Annotated in this window: 13 protein-coding genes; 6 read left to right on the top strand and 7 right to left on the bottom strand. The window is 72.6% G+C overall.

Annotated features, from left to right (window positions below; all coding sequences use genetic code 11):
- Positions 1 to 37 precede the first annotated feature (37 nt).
- Genes sbnB through ACZ7LV_RS02965 form a run of 4 tightly spaced genes read right to left on the bottom strand, consistent with a single transcriptional unit; the run spans position 38 to position 7,780 of the window.
- Positions 38 to 1,105: a 2,3-diaminopropionate biosynthesis protein SbnB gene (sbnB, locus tag ACZ7LV_RS02980; RefSeq protein WP_471935077.1), complete on the bottom strand. Its 1,068-nt coding sequence runs from the start codon at positions 1,103 to 1,105 to the stop codon at positions 38 to 40.
- The gene (locus tag ACZ7LV_RS02975) at positions 1,102 to 2,127 is read right to left on the bottom strand and encodes a TauD/TfdA family dioxygenase (RefSeq protein ID WP_471935075.1); all 1,026 of its coding nucleotides are present in this window, start codon (positions 2,125 to 2,127) and stop codon (positions 1,102 to 1,104) included. The genes sbnB and ACZ7LV_RS02975 overlap by 4 nt, the downstream gene beginning before the upstream one ends.
- A gap of 23 nt (positions 2,128 to 2,150) precedes the next feature.
- On the bottom strand, positions 2,151 to 5,291 hold the full coding sequence (locus tag ACZ7LV_RS02970; protein WP_471935073.1) for a non-ribosomal peptide synthetase: 3,141 nt from the start codon (positions 5,289 to 5,291) through the stop codon (positions 2,151 to 2,153).
- On the bottom strand, positions 5,291 to 7,780 hold the full coding sequence (locus ACZ7LV_RS02965; protein ID WP_471935071.1) for a Pls/PosA family non-ribosomal peptide synthetase: 2,490 nt from the start codon (positions 7,778 to 7,780) through the stop codon (positions 5,291 to 5,293). The genes ACZ7LV_RS02970 and ACZ7LV_RS02965 overlap by 1 nt, the downstream gene beginning before the upstream one ends.
- 204 nt (positions 7,781 to 7,984) lie before the next feature.
- Here ACZ7LV_RS02965 and ACZ7LV_RS02960 point away from each other — a divergent pair, with 204 nt between their 5' ends.
- The 5 genes from ACZ7LV_RS02960 (at position 7,985) to ACZ7LV_RS02940 (ending at position 14,509) form a co-directional block, all read left to right on the top strand.
- On the top strand, positions 7,985 to 10,099 hold the full coding sequence (locus ACZ7LV_RS02960; RefSeq protein ID WP_471936077.1) for a DUF4139 domain-containing protein: 2,115 nt from the start codon (positions 7,985 to 7,987) through the stop codon (positions 10,097 to 10,099).
- Positions 10,100 to 10,105: 6 nt separating this feature from the next.
- Entirely contained in the window at positions 10,106 to 11,665 is a 1,560-nt protein-coding gene (locus ACZ7LV_RS02955; protein WP_471935069.1) for a mucoidy inhibitor MuiA family protein, read from the top strand.
- A gap of 84 nt (positions 11,666 to 11,749) precedes the next feature.
- Positions 11,750 to 12,340, top strand: coding sequence for a CGNR zinc finger domain-containing protein (locus ACZ7LV_RS02950; protein ID WP_471935067.1), 591 nt, complete (start codon positions 11,750 to 11,752; stop codon positions 12,338 to 12,340).
- A gap of 140 nt (positions 12,341 to 12,480) precedes the next feature.
- A complete protein-coding gene (locus ACZ7LV_RS02945) occupies positions 12,481 to 12,954 on the top strand; it encodes a VOC family protein (RefSeq protein WP_471935065.1) in 474 nt (157 codons plus the stop codon).
- 262 nt (positions 12,955 to 13,216) lie between these two features.
- Positions 13,217 to 14,509 carry an alkaline phosphatase gene (locus ACZ7LV_RS02940; RefSeq protein WP_471935064.1) on the top strand — a complete coding sequence of 431 codons (1,293 nt, stop codon included), beginning with the start codon at positions 13,217 to 13,219 and terminating at the stop codon, positions 14,507 to 14,509.
- A gap of 91 nt (positions 14,510 to 14,600) precedes the next feature.
- On the opposite strand, the gene ACZ7LV_RS02935 is transcribed toward ACZ7LV_RS02940, so the two are convergent.
- Positions 14,601 to 15,266: an NADPH-dependent F420 reductase gene (locus ACZ7LV_RS02935; RefSeq protein WP_471935062.1), complete on the bottom strand. Its 666-nt coding sequence runs from the start codon at positions 15,264 to 15,266 to the stop codon at positions 14,601 to 14,603.
- A 135-nt stretch (positions 15,267 to 15,401) separates the two neighbouring features.
- Here ACZ7LV_RS02935 and ACZ7LV_RS02930 point away from each other — a divergent pair, with 135 nt between their 5' ends.
- On the top strand, positions 15,402 to 15,863 hold the full coding sequence (locus tag ACZ7LV_RS02930) for a hypothetical protein (RefSeq protein ID WP_471935060.1): 462 nt from the start codon (positions 15,402 to 15,404) through the stop codon (positions 15,861 to 15,863).
- Positions 15,864 to 16,275: 412 nt separating this feature from the next.
- Here the strand turns inward: ACZ7LV_RS02930 and ACZ7LV_RS02925 are convergent, their stop codons facing one another.
- A complete protein-coding gene (locus ACZ7LV_RS02925; protein WP_471935058.1) occupies positions 16,276 to 19,650 on the bottom strand; it encodes a pyruvate carboxylase in 3,375 nt (1,124 codons plus the stop codon).
- Positions 19,651 to 19,751: 101 nt separating this feature from the next.
- On the bottom strand, positions 19,752 to 21,236 hold the full coding sequence (locus ACZ7LV_RS02920) for an FAD-binding protein (RefSeq protein ID WP_471935057.1): 1,485 nt from the start codon (positions 21,234 to 21,236) through the stop codon (positions 19,752 to 19,754).
- Positions 21,237 to 21,264: the final 28 nt, after the last annotated feature.

Raw genomic sequence — 21,264 nt, 5'->3', positions numbered from 1 at the left:
CGTTGCCGGAACACCGACGGGGCGGTGGTGGGCGTCCTCAGCCGTGCCGGCGCATTTCGTGGAAGAAGTTGTCGATGATCCGCAGGTCGCCGGAGCGGGCCACCTCCTCGTAGACGAACTTGCCGACCGCGAGGTCGAGGACGCCGAGGCCGAACGGAGAGAACACCACAGGCCTGTCGGCGGGCACCGTCACGCGGCCGGCCAGCACGTCGTCGAGCGTGCCGAGGAGGAAGTCACGGTTGCCGGTGAGGGTCTCGGTCAGGTGCGGTGAGGTGCCCGCCCTGAGGCAGTGGTCGACGTCGTCGACGACGTTGGTGGCGGACAGCAGCACCTGCGGGGCGAGGTCGCGCAGGGAGACGTGCAGGACCACCGGGTTGTGCCCGAACCAGTCCGGATCGTCGATGTGCGGGCGGTCGGCGACCGTGGCGAACACGATCAGGTCGCTGTCGCGGATCAGCTCGCGCGCGCTGTCGTGCACGGTGACGCGTCCGGCTCCGGACTGTTCCAGGTACGTCCGGAAGGCGCAGGCGCTGCCGGCGGACAGGTCGTGCACGCCGACCGCGTCGAAGGACCAGCCGGTGGCGTCCAGGTAGGTGTGGATGTACCGGGCGATCAGGCCGGCTCCGACGAAGCCCACACGGGTGGGGCGGGGGCGCCCCCTGCTGAGCCGGTCGGCCGCCGAGGCGGCGGACGCGGCGGTCCTGACGGCGCTGATGATCGAGGTCTCCAGGCACGCGTAGGGGTAGCCCGTGGTGGGGTCGTTGAGGATCAGCACGCCCGAGGCCCTCGGGATGCCCGCGGCGACGTTGGTGGGGAAGCTGGAGATCCACTTCAGACCGTCCACCCTGTTCTCGCCGCCGAGCGAGGCGGGCAGGGCGATGATCCGCGAGGTCGGCCGGTCCGGGAAGCGCAGGAAGGACGACGGCGGGTTGACCGTACGCGCCGCCCCGTGCAGGCGGTACGTCGCCTCGATCACCTCCACCATGGCCTTCTCCCGCCCGTCGAGGACGTGCTTGACCTGGCTGCCGGGGATGACGGCGAAGGGCGGCACGGCCGGTACGTCGGCCTGGGGGACGCCCTCGTGAGCGGGACGCACGGTGGTCATGACTCTGCCCTCCCGAGGTGGTGCACACGTACCGGGTCCGCCATGGCCACCACCACGTCCCGCGGCCCCTCGTACGCCTCCCGGCTGTGCGCGGTGCGGATGTTGTCCACGAGCATCAGGTCGCCGGGCTGCCAGGCCCGGCGCACGGTGTGCGCCTGGTAGGCGCTGTTGATCTGCTCCACGACCTCCTGGGGCACCACGTCACCGTTGCCGAAACGGGTGTTGAAGGGCAGGTCGTCGGGGCCGTACTCCTCGACGAGGAACTCGCGCACCTCGGGTGCCATCGTCCACTCGTTGAGGAACGCGATCTGGTTGAACCAGCAGCGCAGGCCGGAGACCGGGTGCCGCACCACCGCGCGCCGGTGCTGCCGGGTCCGCAGCGAGCCGTCCGGCTGCCAGGCCCAGTCGATGTCGTGGGCACGGCAGTACGCCTCGACGGTGTCGTGGTCCTCGGTGCCGAAGGACTGGCTCAGCGTGGCGCCGATCTCGTCGTTGTACGTGCGCGTGAGCAGCCACCCCTCGCGCTCGAACCGCTCGACGAGTTCGGCCGGCAGCGCCTGCAGCACGGCGGCGGAGTCGGCCACGGTGGTGGCGCCGCCGGTGGTCGGCGCCACCAGGCAGGCGAAGAGCATCAGACCCGGGCACTCCAGGGCGTAGCTGAGTTCGTGGTGCATGCACATGAGCTGGTTGGGGGGCCACGCCGACGAGGAGTAGACACCCTCCGCGTGCCGGTCGCGGGCGGCGAACGCCTCGCGCTCGGTCACGGGCCGGTCCGCCACCTGGTGCAGTACCGACGCGACGTCGGCTGGGGTGCGCAGACCGAGACCCTGAACCGTGACGGCGCCGTGCTCGACGAGCGCCTCGCGCAGTTCCTGGCGGTTGAGGCCCACCCAGGCGGCCGCGTCCGGGGCGGCCTCGGCCTGGAGCACCGGCGGGTCTCCGGGAGCCCGCAGCGCGGCACTCGCGGCGGTCGGAGGGGGCGTGACGGGGGCCGGGTGCTTGCGGAAGAGCGAAGACAGCATCGTGTACTCCTCGGGACGGCGATCTAGGACTCCGCGGGCAGGGACACCGCTCGGATCAGGGCCTCGGCCGCCTCCGCCGGGCGGGTGCGCAGGAAGCGCCGGCCGCCGGAGACGTACCGCACGTCGACCTCCTCGGCCACACGACGCCAGTCGTCGCCCGGCTCATGGGCCGCCCCACCGTCCGCTCCGCCCTCGACGGACGTGCCGGCCGCGACCAGCAACGTCACCGGGGCTGTCAACGGTTCCGGGCCGGGCGGAGGGCGGAAGGAGGACGGTACGGAGAGGAACACGCCACGCGGGGCCACCCCGTGCCGCCGCAGGGCTCGGGCCGTCTCCAGGGCCGGCACCGCGCCCGTGCCGTCGCCCCACAGCAGGACGCCGGGCGCGCCGAGGGCGGCGATCCGCGCGGCGACCCGCTCCGGGTCCGGCCGCTCGACGACGTGGACCCTCACCGCGCCGCCGTCGCCGCGGGCGTGCAGGGCTTCGGCGAGCGGCGCGAAGTCCGCGCCAGGCCGGTCCGTGCCCGGGAAGCAGATCAGGGCGGTCCGGGCGGGCACGTCCGAGGGCGTCAACGTCGTCAGGGCCGGTGCCGCTTCCGCGTCCGTGGTCGGCCGGCCCGCTGTGCGGGTGTCGAGGAGACGGGCCAGTTCGGCCAGCACCGGATGACGGGTCAGGTCCCGCAGGGCGACCAGGTGATCGAGGGACACCGCGAGCCGGACGGCCGACAGCGAGGTGCCGCCCAGGTCGAAGAAGTTGTCGCCCCGGCCGACGCGCTCGGGCGGTATGCCGAGCACGGTCGCGAACTTCTCGGCCAGCCGCCGTTCGGTGGGCGTCCCGGGCGCCTCGTGGGCGTCGGCGGCGGTACCGAGCTCCTCCGCGAGGGCCGCCAGGGCCTTTGTGTCGGTCTTGCCGTTGGCCGTCAGCGGCAGGCGCTCCACCTGATGGAGGGACGACGGGACCATGTACTCGGGGAGCAGGTCGCCGAGCCGCTCGCGGACGTGGTCGGCCGTCAAGGTCCGCTCGCCCGTGTAGAAGGCGGCGAGTTGCCGTCCGTGTCCCTCCCCGGTCACCACCACCGCACCGTCGCGGACACCGGGGACCCTCAGCAGGGTGTTCTCGGTCTCCCCGATCTCGACACGGAACCCGCGGATCTTCACCTGGCCGTCGCCGCGCCCCCGGTACTCGAGCTTTCCGTCGGGCAGCCAGCGGCCGAAGTCGCCGCCCCGGTACAGCCGTTGCCCCGGACGATACGGGTCGTCCAGATAGGCGAGCCGGGTGCGCTCGGGGTCGCGGACGTATCCGCGGCCGACACAGACGCCGGAGAAGACGATGGCTCCGGGGGCGCCGAGCGGGACCAGCATCAGGTGGTCGTCGACGACGTAGACGCGCACGTTGTTGACGGGCCGGCCGAGCGGGACGCCGCCGGGTCCGGGCGCGCCGTCCATCACCTCGTGATTGGTGTCGTCGGACGTCTCGGTCAGCCCGTAGGCGTTGACCAGACGGATACCGGGTCCCGTGGTGAACCACCGCTGGGCGAGCTCGCTCTTGAGCGCCTCTCCGGTGACCGACACGCAGCGCAGGTCCGGCAGGTCGCGAGGGCTGCGTTCGAGGGCGGACAGGACGACGTCGAGGTACGAGGGCACGACCTGGAGCACGTTGACCCGGCCCTCGACGATCGTGTCGAGGAACCGTTCCGCGTCGAGGATCGCCTCCTGCTCGACCAGCAGGGTCCGGCCCCCGGTCAGCAGGCCGCTCAGCAGCTGCCACAGCGAGATGTCGAAGCACTGCGAGGCGGTCTGCGCCACGACCGTGCCCGCTCCGATGTCCAGGTCGTCGATCTTGGCGTACAGATGGTTGAGCAGGCCGGCGTGCTCGCACATCGCTCCCTTGGGCTCACCGGTCGAGCCCGAGGTGAAGAACAGGTAGGCGAGCCGGTCGGCGGCGACCTCGACCCCCAAGTCGGATCCGTCGGTGGCCCGTTCGGTGACATCCGGCACGAGCAGCGTCCGGGTGTCGGGAAGCCCCTCCAGGGCCCGGTTCAGGTGGGTCGTGGCGCCCGGCTCGGTCAGCACGAAGCGGCAGGCGGCGCGGGTCAGCATGGTGGTGATGCGCCCGGGCGGGTAGTGCGGGTCGACGGGAAGGTAGGCGCCGCCCGCCTTGAAGACGGCGAGCACGGCGGCCGGCCAGTTCAGGTCGCGCTCGGTCACCACCGCGACCGTGTCCTCGGGGCGCAGCCCCTCGGCCAGCAGCGCTCGGGCCAGCCGGTTGGCGCGGGCGTTGAGTTCCGCGTACGTCCATCTGCGGTCGCCGTGCACGACGGCGACGGCGTCCGGGTGGCTGCGTACGCGTTCCTCGAACAGTTCGTGGCAGCGCCGGTCGGGCAGCTCCCGGACCGGTCCGGCCAGTCCCTCGGTCTGGAACCTGATCTCCTCGTCGGACAGCAGGCCGGCGCGGTGGTGCGGGGCCGCCGGGTCGGCGGCGATCTGTTCCAGGGCGGCGAGGTGGTATCCGGCGATCCGGGCCGCGCAGCCCGCGTCCAGCCGGTCGGTCCGGTACCGCAGGCGCAGTGCGCGCCGGCCGTCCGCCTCCACCGCTGCCGTGACGGTCAGAACGGTGTCGTCGTCCTGCGCGGGTGCGCGTCCTGACGGGTCGAACACCACCTCGGGGTGAGGTACGGGCACTGCCGTGGGCGGCACAGGGGCCGAGGGGCCGGATCCTGCCGACAGCAGCTCCGCTTCGGCGCGGTGGGCCTCCGCCAGCAGTTGTTGCCAGGTGCCGGGCCCGACGGCCACGTGGACGGGCAGCGGCGTCATCGCCCCCGGGGCCGCGTAGCCGGTGCGGACGACGGGGTCGCCGGAGAGTGCGGCGAGCACCTTGACGTGGGCGGCCAGGAGCATCGCCGTGAGCGGCACGCCGAGTTCCCGGACCCGCCGGTCCAGAGCCGTCGTCACCGCTGCGGGGAGGGGTGTGACCTGCTCGGCGGTGCCGGGCGCCGGTTCGCGGGTCCAGCGCGGAAGGGCCGTGAAGCCGCCCTCGGCCGGCGTGTCGCCGAGGGCCGGGTCGGGGTTCACGCTCCGCACGGCCTCGGTGGTGCGGGGGCTCCCGCCGGACGCCGCGTCGCCGCCGTGGGTCCGGCCGTCGGCCGGTGCCGTCACTCTCGCCATCAGCGTTCACCTCCGCCTTCGAGGGGTGCGGGGCGTGCGGGGTTGCCCGCCCAGTGGGCCCGTTCGGGCACCACCTCGCCCTTCATCAGGAAGCAGTCGGCGGCGAGCACGGCACCGTCACCGACCCGCACGCCGTAGTGGACGAACGCTCCGACGCCGAGGGTGCAGCCGGAGCCGATCTCACTGCGGTCCGACTTGAACGCGGCGTCCTCCTGGGAGTGGCACTGGACGACGCTCCCCGCGTTGAAGGTGCAGTTGTCGCCGATCGTGACCATGCCGCGTTCGGTGACGCCGAGACCGTCGTCGAACAGCCCGGTGCCGACACGGAGTCCGAGCATGCGCCACAGGAGGCTCTTGAACGGCGTGCCGTTGAGGGCCTGGATGTACGTCTCCGCGGGGACCTTCCAGTAGCGCTCACGCCGCCAGAAGCGGAGGTCGTAGATCGAGCAGAACAACGGCCCCGGCGGGTGCAGCGCGGTCACGATCCGCTCCAGCAGGACGAAGTACACGACGGTGAAGGGCAGTACGAGGGCGTTGGCCAGGGCGACGGACGCGGCTCCCCACTGCGGGTACAGGCTGGCGGCGGACGCGAAGAGCAGGCTGACGCAGAAGAAGTACAGCCACCCCGCGAACAGGTAGCACGCCATGGTGACGGCGTTGTGCCGGTTCTTGGCCGCCAGCCCGCGACGCAGGCCGTCGCCCTCCGTCAACTCGTCGAACGTGCTGTCCCGCAGCACCGACCGCGGGATCTCGAAGCTGGGGGAACCCAGCAGTCCCACGTCGTGCCGGACCGGCCCGTCGACGGGGACCATCACCTTGGTCGCCAGCAGGCAGTTGTCACCGGTCCTGCCACGTGCCGGGTAGGTGATGCGGTTCCCGAGGAAGTTGTGCGCGCCGATCGCCGTCCGCGACACCCGGAACGACGTGCTGGAGTAGTCGGCGTTCATGACGGAGAGGCCGTCGGCGACCATGGTGCCGGTGCCGACCGCGCTCATGAAGGGGCTCTCGTGCTTGACGCGGGTACCGAAGTTGGACCCGGTCTGCTCCACCGTGGAGAGGTCGTACCCGATCCAGCGCAGGTAGTGCACGATCCAGCTGCTGTCGCCGAACAGGCGGGTGAGGAACCTGCTGTTGGTCATCAGCAGGCTCGCCCGGTGCACGGCGTGGTGGAAGCCGTAGAGCGGATACGTCCGGTCCGGCTTGACGAACCGGGCGAGCAGACGTGGCACGGTGCCGAGGACGACCAGGCCCGCGGGCACGGCACAGGCGAAGACCACGGCCGTGACCGTCAGCACGTCCGCGTAGAAGCCCCAGCGGGCCAGGGACGTCTCCGTCCGGACGAGAACCCGGTTGCCGTCCAGGAGGCGGGAGAGCAGCACGTCCAGACAGCCCACCACCATGGGCACGTACACCAGCATCGCGGTCACCAGCAGCAGGGCGCCGTGGACCGCTCTGCGCAGGGTGCCGCAGGGCAGGGGCTCGACCGGCTGGAACTCCGCGTCCGTGGGCTGGCCGGGGGAACCGTGCCAGTGCGCGCCGTCCGGGACCTCCTGCCCGGTGTGCAGCGCGGACGCGTGACCCAGTTGGGCGGCGTCGCCGAGCTTGGTGCCGATGTCCAGCACCGTCGCCTCGCTGACGACCGCGTCGTGGCCCAGGGTGACGGGGCCGGTCTCGATCACGCCGTCGTGGGCGCGGTAGCCGTTGATCAGCGAGTCCTTGCGGATCAGTGCGCCGTCGCCGATCGTCAGCAGATCGGTGCAGACGGGCATGGCGCGCGAGAGGATGGTGACCCCTCGCCCGACGCGGGCGCCCAGCGCCCTCAGGTAGAGCGGGTACAGGGGCGATCCGGCGAACAGCGCGACGGGACTGGACCGCACCAGCGTCTTGACGAGCCAGAAGCGGAAGTAGGGCAGGCTCCAGACGCGTATCCGTCGCGGTTTCCACCGGCCGATGAGCAGCCACTTCGCGACCACCGGCAGGGCGCACAGGAGCGCCAGCACCCCGGCACCGAACACGACGGACCGCAGATAGGCCTGCCACAGGCTCTGCCCGCCTGAGATCCAGTCGTAGCCCCAGGTGGTGACGACGGCCACGAAGCCGGCGTAGCCGAGATAGCTCAGCAGTTGCAGGACACCGCAGAGCACGTAGTGAGGACGGCCCGTCACCTCCAAGGCCGGCGCGGCGGTGGTGACCGCCGGGGTGCTCGGCTCCGCTTCCTGGGCCGTGGCGTCCGCCAGAGCCGCCGCGAGGGCGGCGATGGTCGGATGCCGGTACACGTCGCGCATCGACACCGACGGCAGGTCGGGCCGCTTCCTGACACGCGCGCAGAAGTGCGCCATGACGAGGGAGTCGGCACCCAGGTCGTGGAAGAAGTTGCTGTCGAGGGGCACCTCGTCGAGGTGCGCGACGTCCGCGAGCAGGCGGGCGAGCGTCACCTCGGTACCGGGGACGGCGGCGGTGTCCAGGGCCCTGAGCTGCTGTCCCGTCATACGCACTCCTTCGGCTGGCGGCGGCCGACCGTCCTGTTCTGCCCCCTATTCGTTGCCGACGGGGCGAGGTATGAGGGAGCCGCGCAGGTTCTCGTACCGTGTGCGCCGGCTCCCGCTGAGTGACACCGCGGCACAGGGGCCACCGGCGGCCCCGCGTCCGGCATAGAGTTCCCTCGGCACCGGGGAGGGCGCATGGGGGGACACATGGGGGTCGGGACCGTTCCGGGGTGGGCTTCCACGCTGGATTCCGTGGTGGTGTACGCGCAGGGCGCGCTCTGCCGCCGGCTCGCCCGGGGCACTGTCCCGGAGGACGGCCGGGTCCGGGTGACGGGCCTGCCCCGTTCCATGGACCCGGGCTCGCTGCGCGCGCGGGTCGTGGGCGGCACGGGGGTGCGGGTCACCGAGGCCAGGGTGGAGGTCGAGGCGGAACGGCCGGGCACCCGCCCGGCCGGCGAGCTGCTCCGTGAAGTCGAACGGCTGCGCGACATCCGGCACGCCACCCACGCCCGGTGCAATAGGCAGCGGGGACTGATCGAGGAGGTGGCGGCACTGCGCCCGGTGCCGCCACCCCGCGCGAAGGACGCCCCGCACCGCCGCACTCCCGTAGACGCCTGGCTGGAACTCGCGGATTTCGTCGACGACCGGCTGGCCGCGCTGCACGGCCGCCTTCGCGAGCTGGAGGAGGAGCTGAAGGCCGTCGAGCACGAGCTGGAAGTCGCCACCGACCGGCTCTCCCGCGCCTCCACCGATGCGCCGCCCGCGCATGTGGAGACGCGTCTGGGTGCCGTGCTGACCCTCACCGGCGACGCCGGGACGGACGTCGAGGTGGAGGTGGAGTACGGGGTGCCCGGTGCCGTCTGGGTGCCGGCCTACCGCCTCACCCGGCGCCAGGGCGAGGGCGAGGGACGACTGTCGCTGCGCGCGGCGGTCGCCCAGCGCACCGGCGAGGACTGGATCGGCGTGCGGGTCTCGCTGGCGACGGCGGACCTGCGGCGCCGCGCCGACGCGCCCCGGCTCCGCTCGCTCCGCATCGGACGCAGTCAGCCCGCCCCCGCGCCTTCGGGCTGGCGCGAGCCCCCGCACGGGCTGAGCGACCTCTTCGCCGGGTACGACGTGGCAGGACCGGCCCCGGGCACCGGCACGCGGGGCGCCGCAGCCCCGCCGGGTCCGCTTCCGCCTCCACCGCCTCCGCCGCCCCCGCTCACGGCGGGCTACGGCGCGCCGGTCGCGGCCCTGCCGGTCCCCGGCGGCCCACCCGCGGTTCCCGCACTCGCCGGAGCCGACCGTCCGGCGGTCGGCGGCTCCCCTCCCGCGTTCGGGCGGGAAACCGCCTCCCGGCCCGCCCCCCGGCCCGGCGCCCGGCCCGGCGCCGTGACGCCGGCGGCCCCCGCCATGGCCCCCGCGGCCCCCGGCCGGGCGGCGCCGCCACCGCCGCCCGCTCCGCTGCCGGCGCCCGTCGCCCCCGCGGCTCCCCCGGCAGGGCCCGCGCGGCCGAGCGGAGCCGCACTCGACTACGCCGCCCTCGTGCTGTACGGGCCCGAGGCGCAGAAGGGACGCCGGGGCCGGCTGCTCCCGGACGCGGCGGTCGACCCGGTGACCTCCGAGCACCGCCGGCGCGCCGAGCAGGCCGCGGCGCTGCCCCTGCCCGCACGCGCCGTGCGTCCCCGCGAGTCGGCCGGTTCCTTCGACCACCGCTACGACGCCGCCGCCCCGGCCGACATCCCCTCGGACGGCACGTGGCACACCGTCACCGTCGGCGAGGTGGCGGTCGGCCTGCGGACCGAGTACCTGTGTGTGCCGTCGGTGGAGGAGGCCGTCCACACGACGCTGGTGCTCACCAACGACACCGATCAGGCGCTGCTGGCCGGACCGCTGGAGGTGGCGGCCGACGGGGACTTCCTGGCGAGCACCTCCCTGCCCACCCTCGCTCCCGGCGGAGTGTGCCGGGTGGGTCTCGGCCGCGAGGAGGCCATCAGGGTCACTCGCCGCACCAACCTGCACGAGTCGACCTCGGGACTGCGCAACAACGTGACCGTGCTCGACCACCACGTCCATGTGGAGCTGGCCAACCGGCTCGCGGTCGACGTCACCGTGGAGGTCCGCGAACGGGTGCCGGTCACCTCCGAGACGGACGTACGGATCGAGGAGAAGGCCGACTGGAGCGCACCGGCACCGGGCGCGGAGGCCGAACCGCACGCGCCGGGCACCCGCCTGTGGCGGATCGCGCTGCCGGCCCGCGCCACCGTCGCCCTCGACGGCGGTTACGTCATCCGCATCCCGGTCGGCAAGGCCCTGACCGGCGGCAACCGCAGGAGCTGACCCGTGATGCCCACGAGCCCCGAGCCGATCCCCCTTCCCGTCACCGCCGTCACCTGCCTGGAGGACCGGGCGCATGTGGAGCGCGCCGTCGAGCTGGACCTGGAGGCCGGCACCCGGCGGCTGCGCCTCGGGCCGGTCAGCGCCCTGACCGTCGACCGCAGCCTGCACGCCGAACTCACCGGGGGTCACCGGGCGACCGTGCTCGACGTGAGGGTGGTACGGACCTGGACGCCCCGCGGTCCGGGTCCGGCCGACGACGACTCCGTCCTGCGCCGGCGCGTGCGCACGCTCGAAGAGGAACAGCACGCGCTGGAACAGCGACGCGAGCGCCTGCACGCCCGCACCGACCTCCTCGGCCGGCTCGCCACCGACCTGCTGCGGGAGATCGGCGAGGGCGCCGGGCGCGGAGAGGCCGAGCAGGACCGCTGGAACCGCGAACTGGACCGCCTCGACGGCGAACGCGACACCTACGGCGAGCAACTGCGCGCGGTGGACGCCCGGCTGACCGAGCTCGCCGCCGAACTGTCCGACACGGGGCGCGCGCTACGGCTCGCGGAGACACAGCCCGCGGAGCTGGTCGGGCACGTCGAACTGACCGTCCGGGCCGAGGACCCCGGCCCGGCCACTCTGCGCCTGACCCACCTCGTCCCCTGCGCCCTGTGGCGCCCCGCCTACCGGGCCGTGCTCGACGGTGACGCGCTCACGCTGGACACGGACGCGGTGGTCTGGCAGCGCACCGGCGAGGACTGGTCGAACGTACGCCTGACCCTGTCGACGGCCCGCTCCGCGGGTCCCACCCAGCCGCCGCGCCTCGGGGAGGACAGGCTGACGTTGCAGGACCGGTCGCCCGTCGAGCGGCGTACCGTCCACGTCGAGTTGCGCGAGGAGGAGGTCACGGACCTCGGCCCCGCCCCCGAGCAGGGCCTGCCCGGGGTCGACGACGGCGGCGAGGTCCGCGTCCTGCGGTGCGGCGCGCCGGTCTCCGTGCCGTCGGACGGACGGGCCCACCGCGTGCCGCTCTCGTCGTTCACCACACCCGCGAGCAGCCAGTACGTCTGCGCACCCGAGCTGTCCCCGCTGGTCAGTCGGCTCGTGCGGTGCGACAACCGCTCCGGACACGCACTGCTCGCCGGGCCGGTGGACCTCGTCAGCGGCAGCGGGTTCGGTGGTCGCGGCACACTCGACTTCACCGCCCCCGGCGCCCCGCTCGAACTCGCCTTCGGCAGCCGTGACGACCACCGGGTCCTGCGGCGCACCGAGGAGACCCGTGACACGTCCGGACTCACCCAGCGGACCGTCCTCACCCGCACCGTCCAGCTCCACCTCTCCCGCTTCTCGGCGCCCGCCGAGCACGGCGACCACATGGTCGTCGTGCGCGAACGCATCCCCGTCTCCGAGACGTCCGCGGTGGAGGTGAACCTGCGGGCCAAGGCGTGTTCCCCCGCCCCCGACGAGATCGACGCCGACGGCATGGTCCGCTGGAACGTCACCCTGCCTCCGGGAGGCACGCGCACCGTCACCCTGGTCTACGACGTCACGGCGGGCGCCCAGGTGAGCGGCCTGTGACCGACAGCCGGAAGGAAACGAGCACCGTAACGGTTTAGGAAGTAATCTGGCTGATGCCGATGACTACCGAGGAGGCCCGCGACAGTGCCGCGCACCGCCGAGACCAGCCCGCTGAAGCAGCCGCCGGCGGCTGACCTGGTCCTGGACTTCGTCAACACGCACCCCGCGGGTCCGCACCGGTTGCCGGAGCGCTTCGGAAGCGCGGACGACCTGCACGCGTGGCTGCTGGAGCAGGCCATGGGCGCGGAGACGACCCATGTCACGGAGGCCGACGCGGCCGGCGCCCGGGAACTGCGCCAGGCCCTGATCACCGTGCTGCTCGCGCACTCCGGCGACAAGGAGACCACCCCGGGGGCGCTGGCGGAGGCGGAGGAGTACCTGCGGCACGTCGCCACCCGCTACCCCTTGGTCACGGTCGTCACCGCCTCGGGAGCGTCCCTGGCGCCCGCGCAGAGCGACGTCCCGGGCCTGTTCGGCACGGTTCTGGCGAACGCCACCGAACTGGCACAGGCGGGCGTCTGGGACCGGGTGCGTGCGTGCCGACACCAGCCGTGCCACTTCGGCTTCTTCGACCGGACGCGCAACAAGAACGCCGTCTTCTGCGGCCCGCGCTGCGGTTCGCGGGAGTCGATGCGGGCGTACCGGCAGCGCAAGAAGGCCCTGGGCTCTTCCTGACGGGTGGCAGCACGCCGCCCCCTCTCCGTACCGCCCCCCCCGATGTGAGGCTCCTCTCCTCGCGACGGCTTGGTGGTTATGAGCTAAACGCGTACGGTCATAACCAACCCCATCGCACCAGAAGAGGAACGAGTCCCCCCATGTACATGAAGCTCGAAGTCACCGTGCTGCCGGTCTCCGACGTCGACCGCGCCAAGTCCTTCTACGAAGCGCTGGGCTTCCGCCTCGACATCGACAAGGCCGCCGGTGACGACTGGCGCGCGGTGCACCTCACGCCGCCCGGCTCCGAGTGCTCGATCTTGTTCGGCAAGGGGATGACCTCCGCCGAGCCCGGCTCGGCGCAGGGCCTCTACCTCGCCGTCCGTGACATCGAGGAGGCCCGTTCGGAACTCCTCGGCCGCGGCATCGAGGTGAGCGAGATCTTCCACGACGCCGGAGGCGTCATCTTCCACGGCCACGCGGGCGGAGACGTCACCCACCGCCTCGAAGGCCAGGGCCGTCGACCCGGCCTTCACCCGGAGCGTGCCTCCTACGCGTCCTTCGCCACCTTCAGCGACCCCGACGGCAACGGCTGGGTCCTCCAGGAGATCCAGCAGCGCCTCCCGGGCCGCTGAGACCGGGCGACAGCTGTCGTCGCCCAATTCCTCGGTCGGACCACGGACTTCGGGACGCCCAGCGCAATGACCTGCGACAACGAGTCGTGAGCTCCCTCCGCTCCCCCTCCGCGCAGGCGGTGCCTGTCCGAACAAGTAGGGCGCTGGTCTTTACCTGTCCCTGAAGGATTCTTCGTGCCCCGGCCATCCTGTCTTGGTCGATCTCCCACCAAAGATCCTTACGTTCGCGGCCAAGCACCGAAAGACAGCAATGGAGGATCCAGTGTCCCTGGACGCTCGTAGAGCGCGGCGCTTCGCCGCGCCTGCGGCCACCGCGGTCGCCGCGGTCGTGGTGACGATGGTGGTCAACCCGACGCTCGGCGCGTCGGCTTCGGCCCCGCACGCCACGACCGCCGCGAAGCCGGCAACCGCCAAGAACGTCATCTTCATCAACGGCGACGGCATGGGCGCCGCCATGCGCCAGGCCGCCCGTCTGCACCTGACCGGCCTCGAAGGCCAGCTCGCGATGGACAAGCTGCCCGCCTCGGGTCAGCTGACCACCGAGCCCGACGACCCGAAGGCCGTCGTCACCGACTCGGCCGCCGCGGCGTCCGCGTGGGCCACGGGTGAGAAGACCTACAACGGCGCGATCAGCGTCGACGTGGACGGCAACCCGCTGGCCACCCTCGGCCAGCAGGCCAAGGCGGCCGGCAAGGCCACCGGCCTCGTCACCACCGCGCAGGTGACCGACGCGTCGCCGGCTGCGTTCTTCGCGAACACCGCCAACCGTTCCGCGCAGGACGAGATCGCCCGTCAGTACATCGAGGTCAGCAAGCCCGACGTCATCCTGGGTGGTGGCGAGGACTGGTGGCTGCCCGCCGGCAGCCCCGGCGCCTTCAAGGACCAGCCCGCCGAGGACCCCTCCGAGGCGAGCAAGGGCACCAAGGGCAACCTGATCAAGGAGGCCCAGAAGGCCGGTTACTCCTACGTCTCCGACGGCGACGAGCTCGGCCGCGCCAAGGGCGGCAAGCTTCTCGGTCTCTTCGCCAACGAGGAGATGTTCCAGCAGCGCGCCGAGGGTCAGGGCGACGTGTACAGCCCCGTGGTCGGTCTCTCCACCATGACGAGCAAGGCCCTGAGCACGCTGGACAAGAGCAAGAAGGGCTTCTTCCTCATGGTCGAGGAGGAGGCCACCGACGAGTTCGCGCACTCCAACAACGGCACCCGCGTCCTGCAGTCCATGCAGGAGCTGGAGAAGGCGGTGGCCGTGGCCCGTGCCTACGTCGCCACCCACCCCGACACCCTGCTGGTCGTCACCGGCGACCACGAGACCGGCGGCCTGGCCGTCGAGGAGTCGGACGCCGGTGACGAGTCCGGCGACGGCATCTCGGCCGAGGACGGCCCGTTCGCCATCCGCGGCAGTCAGAAGAACTTCTTCATCGACTGGACCACGTCCGGCCACACCGGTGTGGACGTGCCGGTGACCGCGGCCGGGCCGCTGTCCGAGCGCTTCAGCGGCAAGCACGCGAACACCTACGTGTACGACGTGCTGCGCGAGGCCCTCACCCGCCGCTGACCTCACGTCGGCGGTCACCGCACACCCACCGTGCGGTCGAGCGGATCCTGACCGGAACACGGTCGGGATCCGCTCTCCCGTCCCCCGGCGTCTACTCGGCGCGGAACTCCGGCGTGCGTTCCGGCGCCGCCGCCGCGAGGGCGTCGGTCACCTCCGCGACGCCGGCGCGCAGGCCGTAGACCGGGGTGCCTGGCTGCTGGCGCCAGGAGTCGTCGAGCCCGCCGGCGTCGACCGTGTCGAAGCCGATCTCGTCGATCAGCGCCCTCACCTTGCGCTTGGCCGCCTCGTCGTCGCCGGCCACCGGCAGCGCCATGCGGTCGGGAGCGCCCGCGGGCCGGGCGCGCTCCACGATGTCCTGGGCGAAGGTGCCGTTGAAGGCCTTGATCACGGGGTGCCCGATCCGGCGTTCGGTCCAGCGGCTCTCCGTCAGTCCCTCGTCCTCGATCGCGGCGATCCGGCCGTCACGCTGCTGCGGGTAGTAGTTGCCGGTGTCGATGACCGCGACGCCTTCCGCGGCCCCGCCGAGGATTCCGGGTGGCAGGGCGGGGACGGACTTCATCGGGACCGTGACGACGACGATCTCGGCGCCACGGGCCGCCTCGTCGGCCGGGACAGGGGTGGCACCGGTCTCCTCGGCCAGTTCCTTCAGGGTCTCGGGGCCGCGTGAGTTGGCGACGGAGACGTCGTGACCCAGGGCGGTGAGGCGTCGGGTGAGGTTGCCACCGATGTTGCCGGCGCCGATGATGCCGATCTTCATGACAGGACCTTCCGGGTGTGACCACTCGTACTCTCGCGCGCAACGCCACCGTGGACGCGGCTATTCCGGTGGGTGGTCCGAACGGGGTATGCAGGTGGCGTCGGAGACTCAACTCCCCTGTCCCTGGAGGACTTCGTGCGACTCCTGCCCCGCTCCGCGTCCGGCTGGACCATGGCCGTGTTCGGTGTCCTCGCCGCCGTCATGGGTGTGGTGGGGCTCGTCGCCCCGGACTCCCTGCTCACGATCATGGGATTCTCGCCCGTGGCGGGCTCCCGTGCCGAGGGTGATCACACGCTGGTCTTCGTGACCGCCTCCTCCATGGCTGCGCTCAACATGGGCGTGTACTACGTCCTGGCGGCGCTCTCCGACTGGAAGGCGTTCTTCCGCTGGACCGTCCCGTTCCGCCTGCTGACGTGCACGGTCTTCACGCTCGCCGTGATCGGTGGCCGCGCTCCCGGCGGCTTCCTCGGCGTGGGCGTGTGGGAGGGCATCGGCGCCCTGGCCACGGGCGCGGCGCTCCGCCGCGAGCGACGCGTGCCCCGGGCGGCCGAGGAGGGACGCGGGCTTCCCGGCGACACCTCCCGCACGGGTGCGTAACCCTGCCGGGCAGGAGGCACAGCGCGGCCACGCACCGCCGCACGACCCGGCCAGGCAGCAGACACAGCCCTGCCACGCACCAGCCGCATAACCCGGCCCGGCGCAGACACAGCACCGCCACGCACCGCCGCACGACCCGAGCCAGGCAGCACACACAGCACCGCCACGCACCAGCCGCATGGCCCGGGCAGGCAGCAGACCGGCGCCGCCACGCACCAGCCGCACGACCCGAGCAGGCAGCGGACACAGGGCCGCCACGTACCGCCGCATGACACGGGCGGGAGGGGCCGGTGCGCCGGTGGTGTCGGGCGCGGTGCGGTCCGGACACCTGCGTGAGGCCTCCGCACGCGGTCCGGCGCCGCCCCGCGCGGGTGGACTCGTGCGCGGGGCGGGGCAGCCGTCCGCTGTCGGCTCAGGCGAGTTCGACCAGCAGGTCGCCGCCCTCGACCTGCTGGATGCGGTTGATCGCCAGTCGCGTCACCCGGCCGGCCTTCGGGGCCGTGATCGCCGCTTCCATCTTCATCGCCTCGATCGTCGCCACCGTGGCCCCGGACTCCACCTCGTCCCCTTCGGCGACGGTGAGGGTCACCACGCCGGCGAACGGTGCCGCGACGTGTCCGGCGTTCGTCCGGTCCGCCTTCTCGGTGACGGGGACGTCCGAGGCGGCGGCCCTGTCGCGCACCTGGATCGGCCGCAACTGGCCGTTCAGGGACGACATCACGGTGCGCATCCCGCGTTCGTCCGCGTCACCGACCGCCTGCAACTCGATCAGCAGCCGCACACCCCGCTCCAGGTCGACGCCGTACTCCTTGCCCGGGCGCAGCCCGTAGAAGAAGGCTTTGCTGTCCAGCACGCTGGTGTCGCCGTACGAGTCGCGGTGCGCCTCGAACTCGCGGGTCGGCCCCGGGAACAGCAGCCGGTTGAGCGTGGCCCGCCGGTCCTTCGCCAGCCCCTCGCGGTCCTCGGCGCCCAGTTCCGCCACCGGCTTGGCCTCGGCGCGCCCCCGCAGCGCCCTGGTGCGGAACGGCTCGGGCCAGCCGCCGGGCGGAGTGCCGAGCTCACCGCGCAGGAAGCCGACGACGGAGTCGGGGATGTCGAACCTGTCGGGCTCCGCCTCGAAGTGGTCCGGGGACACGCCGGCACCCACCAGGTGCAGCGCCAGGTCGCCCACCACCTTCGACGAGGGGGTGACCTTGACCAGGCGGCCGAGCATCCGGTCGGCGGCGGCGTACATCGCCTCGATCTCCTCGAAGCGGTCGCCGAGGCCCAGCGCGACGGCCTGGGTGCGCAGGTTGGAGAGCTGCCCGCCGGGGATCTCGTGGTGGTAGACACGGCCGGTCGGTGAGGCCAGGCCCGCCTCGAAGGGGGCGTAGACCTTGCGGACGCTCTCCCAGTACGGCTCCAGGTCGCCGACGGCCTGGAGGTCGAGGCCCGTCGGCCGTTCGGAGTGGTCGGTCGCTGCCACGAGGGCGGACAGCGACGGCTGCGAGGTCGTACCGGCCATGGAGGCCACCGCCCCGTCCACCGCGTCGGCGCCGGCCTGGACGGCGGCGAGGTAGGTGGCGAGCTGGCCGCCCGCCGTGTCGTGGGTGTGGATGTGGACGGGCAGGCCGAACTCGCGGCGCAGAGCCGACACCAGCTTCGCCGCGGCCGGTGCGCGCAGCAGGCCGGCCATGTCCTTGACGGCCAGCACGTGCGCACCCGCGTCCACGATCTGCTCGGCCAGGCGCAGGTAGTAGTCCAGGGTGTAGAGCCGCTCGGCCGGGTCGGACAGGTCGGAGGTGTAGCACAGGGCCACCTCCGCGACGGCCGTGCCGGTCTCCCGTACGGCGTCGATGGCGGGCCGCATCTGGTCGACGTCGTTGAGGGCGTCGAAAATGCGGAAGATGTCGATGCCGGTGGCAGCCGCCTCCTGCACGAACGCGTCGGTCACCTCGGTGGGATACGGGGTGTAGCCCACGGTGTTGCGGCCGCGCAGCAGCATCTGCAGGCAGATGTTCGGCACCGCCCCCCGCAGGGCCGCCAGCCGCTCCCAGGGGTCCTCGGCGAGGAAGCGCAGGGCGACGTCGTAGGTCGCGCCGCCCCAGCATTCCAGGGACAGCAGCTGGGGCATCGTCCGCGCCACGACGGGGGCGACGGCGAGCAGGTCCTTGGTGCGTACCCGGGTGGCGAGCAGTGACTGGTGGGCGTCGCGGAACGTGGTGTCGGTGACACCGATGGTCGGGGACGCGCGCAGCCAGCCGGCGAAGCCCTCCGGGCCGAGTTCGGCGAGCCGCTGCCGGGACCCGGCCGCCGGTTCCCCGGACGGGAGCGCGGGCAGCTTCGTCAACGGGTCGATCAGGTCCGGCCGTTCGCCGTGCGGCTTGTTGACCGTCACGTCGGCCAGGTAGGTCAGCAGTTTCGTGCCGCGGTCGGCGGAGTGCCGGGCGGTGAGCAGGTGCGGGCGCTGCTCGATGAAGGACGTGGTGACCCGGCCGGCCTGGAAGTCGGGGTCGTCGAGCACGGCCTGCAGGAAGGGGATGTTGGTGGACACGCCGCGGATGCGGAATTCGGCGACGGCGCGCCGGGCCCGGCCCACCGCGGTGGCGAAGTCCCGGCCCCGGCAGGTGAGTTTGACCAGCATGGAGTCGAAGTGCGCGCTGATCTCCGTACCGGCGTGGGTGGTGCCGCCGTCGAGACGGATGCCCGAGCCGCCCGGCGAGCGGTAGGCGCTGATCTGTCCGGTGTCCGGGCGGAAACCGTTGGCGGGGTCCTCGGTGGTGATGCGGCACTGGAGCGCGGCACCGCGCAGGGTGACGGTGTCCTGGGCGAGGCCGAGGTCGGCGAGGGTCTCGCCGGCGGCGATGCGCAGCTGGGCCTGCACGAGGTCGACGTCGGTGACCTCCTCGGTGACCGTGTGCTCGACCTGGATGCGCGGGTTCATCTCGATGAAGACGTGGTTGCCGTCGCGGTCGAGCAGGAATTCGACGGTGCCGGCGTTGCGGTAGCCGATCTGCCGGGCGAAGCGCACGGCGTCGGCACAGATCCGCTCGCGCAGCTCCGGGTCGAGGTTGGGCGCGGGCGCCAGCTCGATCACCTTCTGGTGGCGGCGCTGGACGGAGCAGTCGCGCTCGAAGAGGTGGATGACGTCGCCCTGGCCGTCGGCGAGGATCTGGACCTCGATGTGGCGGGGCTCGACGACGGCCTTCTCCAGGAAGACCGTGGAGTCGCCGAACGCGGACGCCGCCTCGCGGGACGCCGCCTCGATGGCCTCGCGCAGCTGGGCGGGCTCCTCGACCCGGCGCATACCGCGCCCGCCGCCGCCCGCGACCGCCTTGACGAACACCGGGAAGCCGACGTCCTCGGCGGCGCGTACCAGTGCGTCCACGTCGGTGGAGGGCTCCGAGGACCCCAGCACCGGTACGCCGGCCTCCCGCGCGGCGGCCACGGCGCGGGCCTTGTTCCCGGTCAGCTCCAGGATGTCCGCGTCCGGTCCGACGAAGGTGATGCCCGCTTCCTCGCACGCGCGGGCAAGGTCCGGGTTCTCGGACAGGAATCCGTAGCCCGGGTACACGGCGTCCGCTCCGGCGCGGCGCGCCGCGCGCACGATCTCCTCCACGGAGAGATAGGCCCGCACCGGATGTCCGGGCTGGCCGATCTCGTACGCCTCGTCGGCCTTGAGCCGGTGCAGGGAGTTGCGGTCCTCGTGCGGGAAGACGGCGACGGTGCGCGCGCCCAACTCGTATCCCGCGCGGAACGCACGAATCGCGATCTCGCCACGGTTGGCAACCAGCACCTTGCGGAACATCCTTGATCCCTTCAGCCTGCCGGACGGGGCCCACCCATGGTGTCGGCGACACCGCTCCCACGCCATGTGAACCGGGCCACTCACGGGAGGGTCTGCCGGACTCAGGCGGCCCGCAGTGGCGGGATGTTGTGGTTCACGCGCAGCCTGTTCTCGGGGTCGTACACCGTCTTGAGGGCCCGCAGGCGGGCGTAGACCTCGTGGTCGTAGGCCTCGCGCGTCGCCTGGAGGGTGGAGTCCGCGGGCGCGAGGAAGTTGGGGTGCTTGCCGGGGCTGAGCCAGGGGCGCAGCCGCTCCACGAGTTCCCGTCCCGAGTCGGCGTACGCGGCGACGTCGTGTCCGGGCGGCACGACGGTGAGGGCGAAGAAGGCGTAGGCGGCGTCCCGTCCGCCGACCGCGTTGGGGGTGGCCGGACTGTTCTCGAACGCGCCACCGAGTGCGCGCAGGTCGAACAGGTTGACGGAACTGTCCGCGGAGGGACCGACGGCGTCGAGGACGGCGTCGATCGTCTTGCGCGACAGCTCCCGCAGCAGCCCGAAGTGCTCGACGGCGGCGGCCGGTTCGCTCGGGTCCATGGTGAGGGCGGCGAAATCGGTGAAGGGCATCTCGTGGACCGTGTCCATCAGCACGGGCGCGGCGCGGCGAAGGGGCGCGACGAGCCGCTCCCCCTCGGAGGGCGGGCCCAGGTGGGAGACCCGTACGGACACCACGAGTCCTCCCTGGAGGAACGGCGGCAGCCCGGGCAGGGGCGGGAGGTCGAGGAACGCGATCCCGGAGGTCGTCTCGTCGGGTGCCGCGGCGGCGAAGCGCCCGTACGCCTCCAGGACTTCGCGGGCGTGGTCGCCGGAGAAGAACAGGGCTCCCGCGTAGAGGTGCGTGACGGGGAAGAGCCGGAACTCCATGGCCGTGACGACACCGAAGTTGCTCTTGCCGCCGAGGAGCGCCCCGAACAGGTCCGCCTCGTCGTCCGGGGACACGTGATGTGTTGTGCCGTCGGCCGTCACGACGTCCATGGCGGTCACGTGGTCGCATGCCCAGCCGTACTTGCGGCCCATGGTCGGGCTGGCGCCGCCGGCGAGGGTGTATCCGACGACGCCGACCCCGGGTGACGAACCGGAGAGCGGCGCCAGTCCGTGGGCGGCCGCCGCCTGCACGAGCTGTCCGAAGCGGACGCCCGCCTCGACCCGGGCGGTCGCCCGCTCGGCGTCGACGGCGACCCCCGTCATGCGGTGGGTGGTGATGAGCAGCGTCTCCTCCGCCGCCCCGACGGACGGTCCGTGCCCGGTGCTGAGGACGGCGACGGCGAACCCGTGGACCTGTGCGAAGCGCATCGCGAGCGTCACGTCGGCCTCGCTCATGGCGCCCACGACGACTGCCGGACGGTGGGTCACCGACCGGTTGAATCCGCTGACCTCCTCGTCGTACGCCGCCGAGCCCGGAGTCAGGACGGGTCCGCCGACGCTCCCGGCGAGACGGTGCACCTCCCCGGTCCAGGACGGCGGCCGCGCGAGGGTTTCCGGGTGCGCGCGCTGTGCGGTGTCCTGCTGGACGGGGCGGCGGGGGTCGTGGGGTGCGGCGGCCGGATCCATGGCGGCGCCTTCCTTCTCTGGTCGTGTC

Source organism: Streptomyces sp. NPDC107562 (assembly GCF_055657325.1).
Note: the sequence above shows the minus strand (reverse complement) of the source record. Positions and strands in the feature narration are given on the sequence as shown.

What these genes read in the sequence shown, in the direction of transcription:
- sbnB (WP_471935077.1), bottom strand. Translation starts at nt 1,105, where the DNA reads ATGACCACCGTGCGTCCCGCTCACGAGGGCGTCCCCCAGGCCGACGTA.
- ACZ7LV_RS02975 (WP_471935075.1), bottom strand. Translation starts at nt 2,127, where the DNA reads ATGCTGTCTTCGCTCTTCCGCAAGCACCCGGCCCCCGTCACGCCCCCT.
- ACZ7LV_RS02970 (WP_471935073.1), bottom strand. Translation starts at nt 5,291, where the DNA reads ATGGCGAGAGTGACGGCACCGGCCGACGGCCGGACCCACGGCGGCGAC.
- ACZ7LV_RS02965 (WP_471935071.1), bottom strand. Translation starts at nt 7,780, where the DNA reads ATGACGGGACAGCAGCTCAGGGCCCTGGACACCGCCGCCGTCCCCGGT.
- ACZ7LV_RS02960 (WP_471936077.1), top strand. Translation starts at nt 7,985, where the DNA reads ATGGGGGTCGGGACCGTTCCGGGGTGGGCTTCCACGCTGGATTCCGTG.
- ACZ7LV_RS02955 (WP_471935069.1), top strand. Translation starts at nt 10,106, where the DNA reads ATGCCCACGAGCCCCGAGCCGATCCCCCTTCCCGTCACCGCCGTCACC.
- ACZ7LV_RS02945 (WP_471935065.1), top strand. Translation starts at nt 12,481, where the DNA reads ATGTACATGAAGCTCGAAGTCACCGTGCTGCCGGTCTCCGACGTCGAC.
- ACZ7LV_RS02935 (WP_471935062.1), bottom strand. Translation starts at nt 15,266, where the DNA reads ATGAAGATCGGCATCATCGGCGCCGGCAACATCGGTGGCAACCTCACC.
- ACZ7LV_RS02925 (WP_471935058.1), bottom strand. Translation starts at nt 19,650, where the DNA reads ATGTTCCGCAAGGTGCTGGTTGCCAACCGTGGCGAGATCGCGATTCGT.
- ACZ7LV_RS02920 (WP_471935057.1), bottom strand. Translation starts at nt 21,236, where the DNA reads ATGGATCCGGCCGCCGCACCCCACGACCCCCGCCGCCCCGTCCAGCAG.